The organism is Citrobacter sp. VF227 (genome assembly GCF_052950715.1).
Map to the genome: position 1 here is coordinate 1 of NZ_JBRFVF010000451.1, position 457 is coordinate 457.

1 protein-coding gene is annotated in these 457 nt (G+C 65.6%); it reads left to right on the forward strand.

Features of this window, described 5'->3' with window-relative positions:
- The coding region (locus ACU8YC_RS27280; protein ID WP_446896298.1) for a hypothetical protein at positions 1 to 457 on the forward strand (457 nt) is incomplete at both ends.

Consider the following 457-nt stretch of genomic DNA (forward strand, 5'->3'; position numbering starts at 1 on the left):
GTCCCGCCAGTTCTCCAGCGAGGACCTCGACGAACGTCTGCGCGACCTGGAAAAGCGCCTGAAGTCGGTCCGGCAACAGCTCGATCACGCCGACAACAACAGCTATTCGCGCCTGCGCGAAGAGTTCTCCCAGGCCGATGTCGACCGCCTGATGCGCCTGTTCAACGGCCAGTTGTTCAGCCTGCCGCTCGGCGAAAAAGGCATCACTGCCGAGGGTGACGACTGGGTCAAGGCGGTCGAGGCCGTGCTGGACCGCTTCAAGGTCGACACCTTCTCGGTGCCGGGCCTGTCCATCGATCTCTCGCATATCGAGCCACCGGCGCTGCAGGCCCTGGCCGACCGTGCCGCCCTGCGCGACCAGAAGGATCGCCTGGAGCGCGAACTCAAGCAGCTCAAGACCCAGCATGCTGTGGCCGTCGACCGCGCGGCGAGCAAGGCCCAGGCCGAGGCGCTGTAT